6 protein-coding genes are annotated in these 7148 nt (G+C 69.9%); all 6 read right to left on the bottom strand.

The window, feature by feature from the left end:
* Window positions 1-179: 179 nt before the first annotated feature.
* A complete protein-coding gene (locus AOJ26_RS34770) occupies window positions 180-1703 on the bottom strand; it encodes a carboxylesterase/lipase family protein (RefSeq protein ID WP_053852356.1) in 1524 nt (507 codons plus the stop codon).
* Between the two features lie 89 nt (window positions 1704-1792).
* Window positions 1793-2914 (bottom strand): NADH:flavin oxidoreductase, encoded by a 1122-nt coding sequence (locus AOJ26_RS34775; RefSeq protein ID WP_053852357.1) that lies wholly within the window; start codon window positions 2912-2914, stop codon window positions 1793-1795.
* Between the two features lie 363 nt (window positions 2915-3277).
* Complete coding sequence (gene groL / locus AOJ26_RS34780) at window positions 3278-4900, bottom strand: chaperonin GroEL (protein WP_020140084.1); 1623 nt, start codon at window positions 4898-4900, stop codon at window positions 3278-3280.
* 526 nt (window positions 4901-5426) lie between these two features.
* A complete protein-coding gene (locus AOJ26_RS34785) occupies window positions 5427-5633 on the bottom strand; it encodes a cold-shock protein (protein WP_007382895.1) in 207 nt (68 codons plus the stop codon).
* A gap of 443 nt (window positions 5634-6076) precedes the next feature.
* Complete coding sequence (locus AOJ26_RS34790; RefSeq protein ID WP_020122860.1) at window positions 6077-6352, bottom strand: MoaD/ThiS family protein; 276 nt, start codon at window positions 6350-6352, stop codon at window positions 6077-6079.
* The coding region (gene thrC, locus AOJ26_RS34795) for a threonine synthase (RefSeq protein ID WP_063790366.1) at window positions 6349-7148 on the bottom strand (800 nt) is incomplete at its 5' end. The genes thrC and AOJ26_RS34790, both read right to left, overlap by 4 nt.

Below are 7148 nucleotides of genomic sequence, written 5' to 3' on the forward strand. Positions count from 1 at the left end.
GGACGCCGCGGCGGGACCGGCACGAGGCCGAGCTCTACCTCGCTGCCCAGCGCCGCGGGCCCCGCGCCGCGATGGCGTACCGGCTCGTCCACGAGTTCACCGACTACGAGGTGCTGCGGGTGTGGGGCACCCCGGTCAGGGTCGACATCGAGCCGCTCGGCAACCTCTAGCCGCGCCGCCTACTTCAGCAGCGGCAGCGCCGCGAAGTCGTACCCCTCCCACAGCCGCCGCGCCACCTCCTCCGGGTACGGCCGCACCTCGGGCGTCACGTCCAGGACCTGGGTGGCGCGCCCCACGCGGTCGAACGCCGGCCACCCCGGATCCCCGGTCCGCGCGAACCCGGTCCACGCCGACTGGAAGCGCGTGGTCAGCGCCCTGGCCTCGTCCGGCACCCCGGTCCCCGCGAACATCAGGGCGCCGAGGTCGGCGTCGTACGTGCCGAACAGCAGCGGGACGTCCAGGGCGTGGCAGGCGCCGAGCGCGCCGCCGAACGCCGGTGCGCTCCAGGTCAGTTCGTACAGGTGGGCCCGCCCGCCGCCCGCGGTCTGCGCCTCCGCCAGCCGCAGGGACGGCACGTTGAACAGCCAGTCGGTCTGCACCCGTTCGTAGAGCTCGGACGGGGTGGCGTCCGGGAAGGCCTCGCGGTAGGAGCGCTCACCGTCCGGGCCCGGCGCGAAGGTCCGCAGGGCCGCGACCGCCTGCTCCTCGGTGATCTTGCCGAGCCGCTCGCCGAGGGCCAGGAAGAGCCGGTACTCGTCCCGGTTGTGCCCGACGAGCAGTTCCACGTCCCGCCCGGCGCCCGCCGCCAGCGCCTCCCAGGGCGTGCACGGCAGCACCTCCCCGTCGACGACCGGCGCGAAGGGGGTGAGCGTCGGCGCCGCCTGGCCCCACCGGTCGCCGAACTCCCGCATGCGCGGGCCCAACCGCTCGCCTGCCGACGGGAGTTCACGGGGATCGACGGCTGACAGCGCCGCGGCCGTCGCCGTCTGACCCGCCTCCTTGGCGAGCTCCACCGCTATGTCCCGGGCGAGTTCGGCGGAGAAGTACGTGCCGGGCACGCTCTGCGCGACGGCCCGCCCGAACAGGCCCCGCGCGGCCGGCATCGCCAGCAGCGAGGCCACCGACCCCGCGCCCGCCGACTCCCCGAACACCGTGACCTGCCCGGGGTCCCCGCCGAACGCCGTGATGTTGTCCCGCACCCACTCCAGCGCCGCGACCTGGTCCAGCAGCCCCCGGTTCGCGGGCGCCCCCTCCAGCAGGGCGAACCCCTCGATGCCGACCCGGTAGTTGAGGGTCACGACGACCACGTCACCGGCGCGCGCGAGGTGCTGGGTGTCGTAACCCGGATTGCCCGCGTGGCCGAGCTTGTAGGCGCCGCCGTAGATCCACACCATCACGGGGCGGCGGGCCGCGGGGTCCGTGGCGGGGGTCCAGACGTTGACCGTCAGCCAGTCGTCACCGGTGGGCGTCGGCGGTGCCACCGCCCGGTCCCCGAAGGCGTGCTCCTGCGGGGGCGGGGGCCCGAAGGCGTACGCCTCCCGGGTCCCCTCCCAGCCCCTGACGGGCCGCGGCGCCTGGAACCGCGCCGCGCCCACCGGCGGTTCGGCGAACGGGATTCCCCGGAAGACCACCAGTCCGTCCTCGGCACGCCCGCGCACGGCACCGGCCGCGGTACGCACTTCGAGACCCTCGGCTGACGTCATCGGTCGAACTCCTCACAGGTCGGGGCTGCTCCGCTAACTCCAGCCCACGTCCCTTGCCCGGGTCAACCAACCCGGGGAGCCTTGTGCGGTCAGCTCAACGACTTCAGCGCGGACGCCTCGTACGGCTTCAGTTCGTCGAACCGGCCCGCGAGCACCTTCGCGGCCCATTCGGGGTCCTGGAGCAGCGCCCGCCCGACGGCGACCAGGTCGTACTCCTCGCGCTCCAGGGAGTCGAGCAGGTCGTCGATGCCCCTGACCGGGGAGCCCTCGCCCCTGAAGCCCTTGATGAAGTCGCCGTCGAGACCGACCGAGCCGACGGTGATGGTGGTCCTGCCGGTGAGCTTCTTGGTCCAGCCGGCGAGGTTGAGGTCGGAACCCTCGAACTCGGGGAGCCAGTAGCGGCGGGTGGAGGCGTGGAAGGCGTCGACCCCGGCGGCGGCGAGCGGGGTGAGGATCGCCTCCAGCTCCTCGGGCGTCTCGGCGAGCCGCGCCTTGTAGGCCTCCTGCTTCCACTGCGAGTACCGGAAGATGACCGGGAACTCGGGCGACACCGTCTCCCGCACGGCCGCCACGATCTCCGCCGCGAACCGCGTACGGGAGACCGGGTCACCGCCGTAGGCGTCGGTGCGGCGGTTGGTGCCCGCCCACAGGAACTGGTCCAGGAGGTAGCCGTGGGCGCCGTGCAGCTCCACGCCGTCGAAGCCGATGCGCTCGGCGGCGGCCGCGGCCTCGGCGAACGCGCCGATCACGTCGTCCAGGTCGCGCCGGGTCATCGCCCTGCCGGTGGGCTCGTCGGCGCCGATGCGCAGGCCGGAGGGGCCGACCGCGGGGGCGTCGGCGTAGGGCGGCTGCCCCTGCTCGCGCACCATGCCGATGTGCCAGAGCTGCGGCACGATGGTGCCGCCCGCCGCGTGCACCCGCTCGGCGACCTTCGCCCAGCCCGCGAGCTGCTCCTCGCCGTGGAAGCGCGGGATGCTGTCGCTCTGCCCGGCCGACTCGTGGCCGACGTACGTGCCCTCGGTGACGATCAGACCGACTCCGGCGGCCGCGCGACGGGAGTAGTACGACGCCACGTTCTCGCCGGGGACGCCGCCCGGGGAGAAGGAACGGGTCATCGGCGCCATCACGATGCGGTTCGGGACGGTCAGGCCGTTGATGTGGGCCGGACGCGAGAGGATCTCGGCGGCACGGGAGGGGGCGGAGGCGGTCACGTGGGGGTACTCCTCGGTATGTGCATACGCATGGACCTTGCAACAGGTGCCAACCGTGCCGTGCTCCTCAGGATTTCCCGCCGCGCTGTGACCCCGGTCACTCATGCAGGAAGCCCGCCCCGCGTCTGCGGGACGGGCTTCGTGTCGAGCGCTGGGCAGGCCTTGCACCTGCATCTCCCCGCAGGAAGCGGGGCGTCTTTCCTTGGACCACCAACGCGTAGTCGACCGACGGGAGTTCACGTCGAGCGGCTCGTGATCAAGCATAGCGCAAGAAAAGACCGGGGGCGGCCACCCCCTGTTCCCAGGAGTGGCCGCCCCGGCAAGGACGTTGATCGACCGTCAGGCCTCGCGGCCCGGGGGCGGTCAGAAGTCCATGTCACCGCCCGGCATGCCGCCACCGGCGGGCGCGGCGGCCTTCTCCGGCTTGTCGGCGATGACGGCCTCGGTGGTGAGGAACAGCGCGGCGATGGAGGCGGCGTTCTGCAGGGCGGAACGGGTCACCTTCGCCGGGTCGATGATGCCCTCGGCGATCATGTCGACGTACTCACCGGTCGCGGCGTTGAGGCCGTGGCCGACGGTGAGGTTGCGGACCTTCTCCACGACGACGCCACCCTCGAGACCACCGTTGACGGCGATCTGCTTGAGCGGGGCCTCCAGGGCGAGCTTCACGGCGTTGGCGCCGGTCGCCTCGTCACCCTCGAGCTCCAGCTTCTCGAAGACCTGGGAGGCCTGGAGCAGGGCCACGCCACCACCGGCGACGATGCCCTCCTCGACGGCCGCCTTCGCGTTGCGGACGGCGTCCTCGATGCGGTGCTTGCGCTCCTTGAGCTCGACCTCGGTCGCGGCACCGGCCTTGATGACGGCGACGCCACCGGCGAGCTTGGCCAGGCGCTCCTGGAGCTTCTCGCGGTCGTAGTCCGAGTCGCTGTTCTCGATCTCGGCGCGGATCTGGTTCACCCGGCCGTTGACCTGGTCCGAGGAACCGGCACCGTCGACGATGGTGGTCTCGTCCTTGGTGATGACGACCTTGCGGGCGCGGCCCAGGAGGTCCAGGGTCGCGTTCTCCAGCTTGAGGCCGACCTCCTCGGAGATGACCTCGCCGCCCGTGAGGATGGCGATGTCGCCGAGCATGGCCTTGCGGCGGTCACCGAAGCCCGGGGCCTTGACGGCGACGGACTTGAAGGTGCCGCGGATCTTGTTGACGACCAGGGTCGACAGGGCCTCGCCCTCGACGTCCTCGGCGATGATCAGCAGCGGCTTGCCCGACTGCATGACCTTCTCCAGGAGCGGGAGCAGGTCCTTGACGGAGCCGATCTTGGAGTTGGCGATCAGGATGTACGGGTCGTCGAGCGACGCCTCCATCCGCTCCATGTCGGTGGCGAAGTACGCCGAGATGTAGCCCTTGTCGAAGCGCATACCCTCGGTGAGCTCCAGCTCCAGACCGAAGGTCTGGGACTCCTCGACGGTGATGACACCTTCCTTGCCGACCTTGTCCATCGCCTCGGCGATGAGCTCGCCGATCTGGGTGTCGGCGGCGGAGATGGAGGCCGTGGAGGCGATCTGCTCCTTGGTCTCGACATCCTTGGCCTGCTCGAGCAGGGCGGCGGAGACGGCCTCGACGGCCTTCTCGATACCGCGCTTGAGGGCCATGGGGTTGGCGCCGGCGGCTACGTTACGCAGGCCTTCCTTGACCAGGGCCTGGGCGAGCACGGTCGCGGTGGTCGTACCGTCACCGGCGACGTCGTCCGTCTTCTTGGCGACTTCCTTGACCAGCTCGGCGCCGATCTTCTCGTACGGGTCCTCGAGTTCGATCTCCTTGGCGATGGAGACACCATCGTTGGTGATCGTGGGGGCGCCCCACTTCTTCTCGAGGACGACGTTGCGGCCCTTGGGGCCGAGCGTCACCTTCACGGCGTCCGCGAGCTGGTTCATGCCGCGCTCGAGGCCGCGCCGCGCCTCCTCGTCGAACGCGATGATCTTGGCCATGTGAAGTGGTCCCTCCAGGACTGGGGGTGATTCCTTCGGACCGCGCCCGCGCCCGCGACGGACGGCTCGCCGACCCGTGGGTTCCTTGCCCCACCCGGCCTGCGGGCCTCACCGACCCGGTCCATCTTTGTCACTCTCACCTTCAGAGTGCTAACGCCAATGATTAGCACTCGGCATGGTCGAGTGCAAGCGCCTGCCGAAGACCGGGCCCGGGTTCGCTGCGTTCCGGGCGCCCCGACCGCGCACCGCAGGAGGCCGGATCCGGCTGTCGGGCGGCCACCGGCCGGTGGGGGCTGATCGCGCAGTTCCCCGCGCCCCTGGGGGCGTTCCAGCCTCCCGGCACCACGGACGATCAGGGGCGCGGGGAACTGCGCAAAACGCCCGCCCCCACCGGACCCGCAGACGAACACGCCGCCGGCGGACGCAGGCACGCCCATGCCGAAGGGCCCGTACCCATGACTCCCCATGGGGTACGAGCCCTTCAGTGAAGAACGAAGAACGACGCTGTTGTTACCCGGCGCGTGCTTCAGCCAGTCGCGAGACGGACCATGTCCGCCTGCGGCCCCTTCTGACCCTGCGAGATCTCGAACTCGACCCGCTGGCCCTCTTCAAGGGTGCGGTAGCCGTCCATCTGAATCGCGCTGTAGTGGACGAATACATCCGCACCACCGTCGACCGCGATGAAGCCGTACCCCTTCTCCGCGTTGAACCACTTGACGGTGCCCTGAGCCATGCCTAACTCCCCTATTACTGGCCCTTGCACGGACCCACACTTCGTGGATCCGGGTCAGACCTCACCCCCCACATGGTTGGGGGCGTGCGCCGGAACGCGTCGACCGCGGCTGAATGTATCTGTCCAACTGCCGTCTGCAACAGGTCAATCGGACGAGAATTCTGGACGGAAGGGGTCCGGAATGTAGTGAGAATTCACCCGAATTCGGGGCAAGTCGGGCCCCACAAAAGGAGCATAAGACACAAAGAACCCACACACTTTGGCTACTTCTCGTCGCATCAGAACGCGGAACTCATATGCGCCCGGCATGAAGGAAGCAGCAGCTTCCCCAACTGTACCGCGCTCAACCATAGAGAATTGCCCCCTCCGCTTCTCTCACGGAGGGGGCAATCGGATGAACACTCGGTAATTCCTGTTACCGAAGGTAATGACCAGTCATACGGTCACCCTCCGGCGACCGCCGGGATGATGGAGACGCCGGCCCCGTCGGGCGTCGCCGTCTCCAGTCCCTGCTCGAACCGCACGTCGTCGTCGTTCACGTACACATTCACGAACCGCCGCAGCTTGCCCTGGTCGTCGAGAACGCGCGCGGCGATACCGGTGTGGTTCTTCTCCAGATCGGCGATGACCTCGGCGAGGGTCCCACCCTCGGCCTGCACCTCGGCCTGTCCGCCGGTGTAGGTGCGCAGGATGGTGGGGATGCGGACGTTGACGCTCATGCGAGGCCAGCCTCTCGGAAGGAGTCCAGGTTCGGACGGATCGTGGCGGTGAGCCCGGTACCGGCCACCGCGTCCAGGGTCTTGAGACCGTCACCGGTGTTCAGCACCACCGTGGTCTTCGTCGGGTCGAGGACGCCGTTCTCGATCAGCTTGCGGGTCACGCCCACGGTCACGCCACCCGCGGTCTCCGCGAAGATGCCCTCGGTCCGCGCCAGCAGCTTGATCGCGTCCACGATCTGCTCGTCGTCGACGTCCTCCACCGCGCCGCCGGTGCGCCGCGCGATGTCCAGCACGTACGGGCCGTCCGCCGGGTTGCCGATGGCGAGGGACTTGGCGATGGTGTCCGGCTTCTGGGGGCGGACCACGTCGTGCCCGGCCTTGTAGGCGACGGAAACCGGGCTGCACCCCTCCGCCTGCGCCCCGAAGATCCTGTACGGCCTGTCCTCGACGAGCCCCAGCTTGATGAGCTCCTGAAGGCCCTTGTCGATCTTCGTGAGCTGCGAGCCGGAGGCGATCGGGACCACGAGCTGGTCGGGCAGCCGCCAGCCGAGCTGCTCGCAGATCTCGTACGCCAGGGTCTTGGACCCCTCCGCGTAGTACGGCCGCAGGTTGACGTTGACGAAGCCCCAGCCCTCGCCGGCCGGGTCGCCGATCAGCTCGGAGCAGAAGCGGTTCACGTCGTCGTAGTTGCCCTCGATGCCGACGAGCTCGCCGCCGTAGATCGCGGCCATGACGACCTTGCCCTGCTCCAGGTCGTGCGGGATGAACACGCAGGAGCGGAACCCGGCCCGGGCCG

This window comes from Streptomyces sp. NRRL B-24085, assembly GCF_001282115.1.
In the GTDB taxonomy this organism is placed as follows: domain Bacteria; phylum Actinomycetota; class Actinomycetes; order Streptomycetales; family Streptomycetaceae; genus Streptomyces.

Excerpts from the sequence above, each read along its gene's own strand:
- AOJ26_RS34770 (WP_053852356.1), bottom strand. The coding sequence starts at position 1,703 with ATGACGTCAGCCGAGGGTCTCGAAGTGCGTACCGCGGCCGGTGCCGTG.
- groL (WP_020140084.1), bottom strand. The coding sequence starts at position 4,900 with ATGGCCAAGATCATCGCGTTCGACGAGGAGGCGCGGCGCGGCCTCGAG.
- AOJ26_RS34790 (WP_020122860.1), bottom strand. The coding sequence starts at position 6,352 with ATGAGCGTCAACGTCCGCATCCCCACCATCCTGCGCACCTACACCGGC.
- AOJ26_RS34785 (WP_007382895.1), bottom strand. The coding sequence starts at position 5,633 with ATGGCTCAGGGCACCGTCAAGTGGTTCAACGCGGAGAAGGGGTACGGC.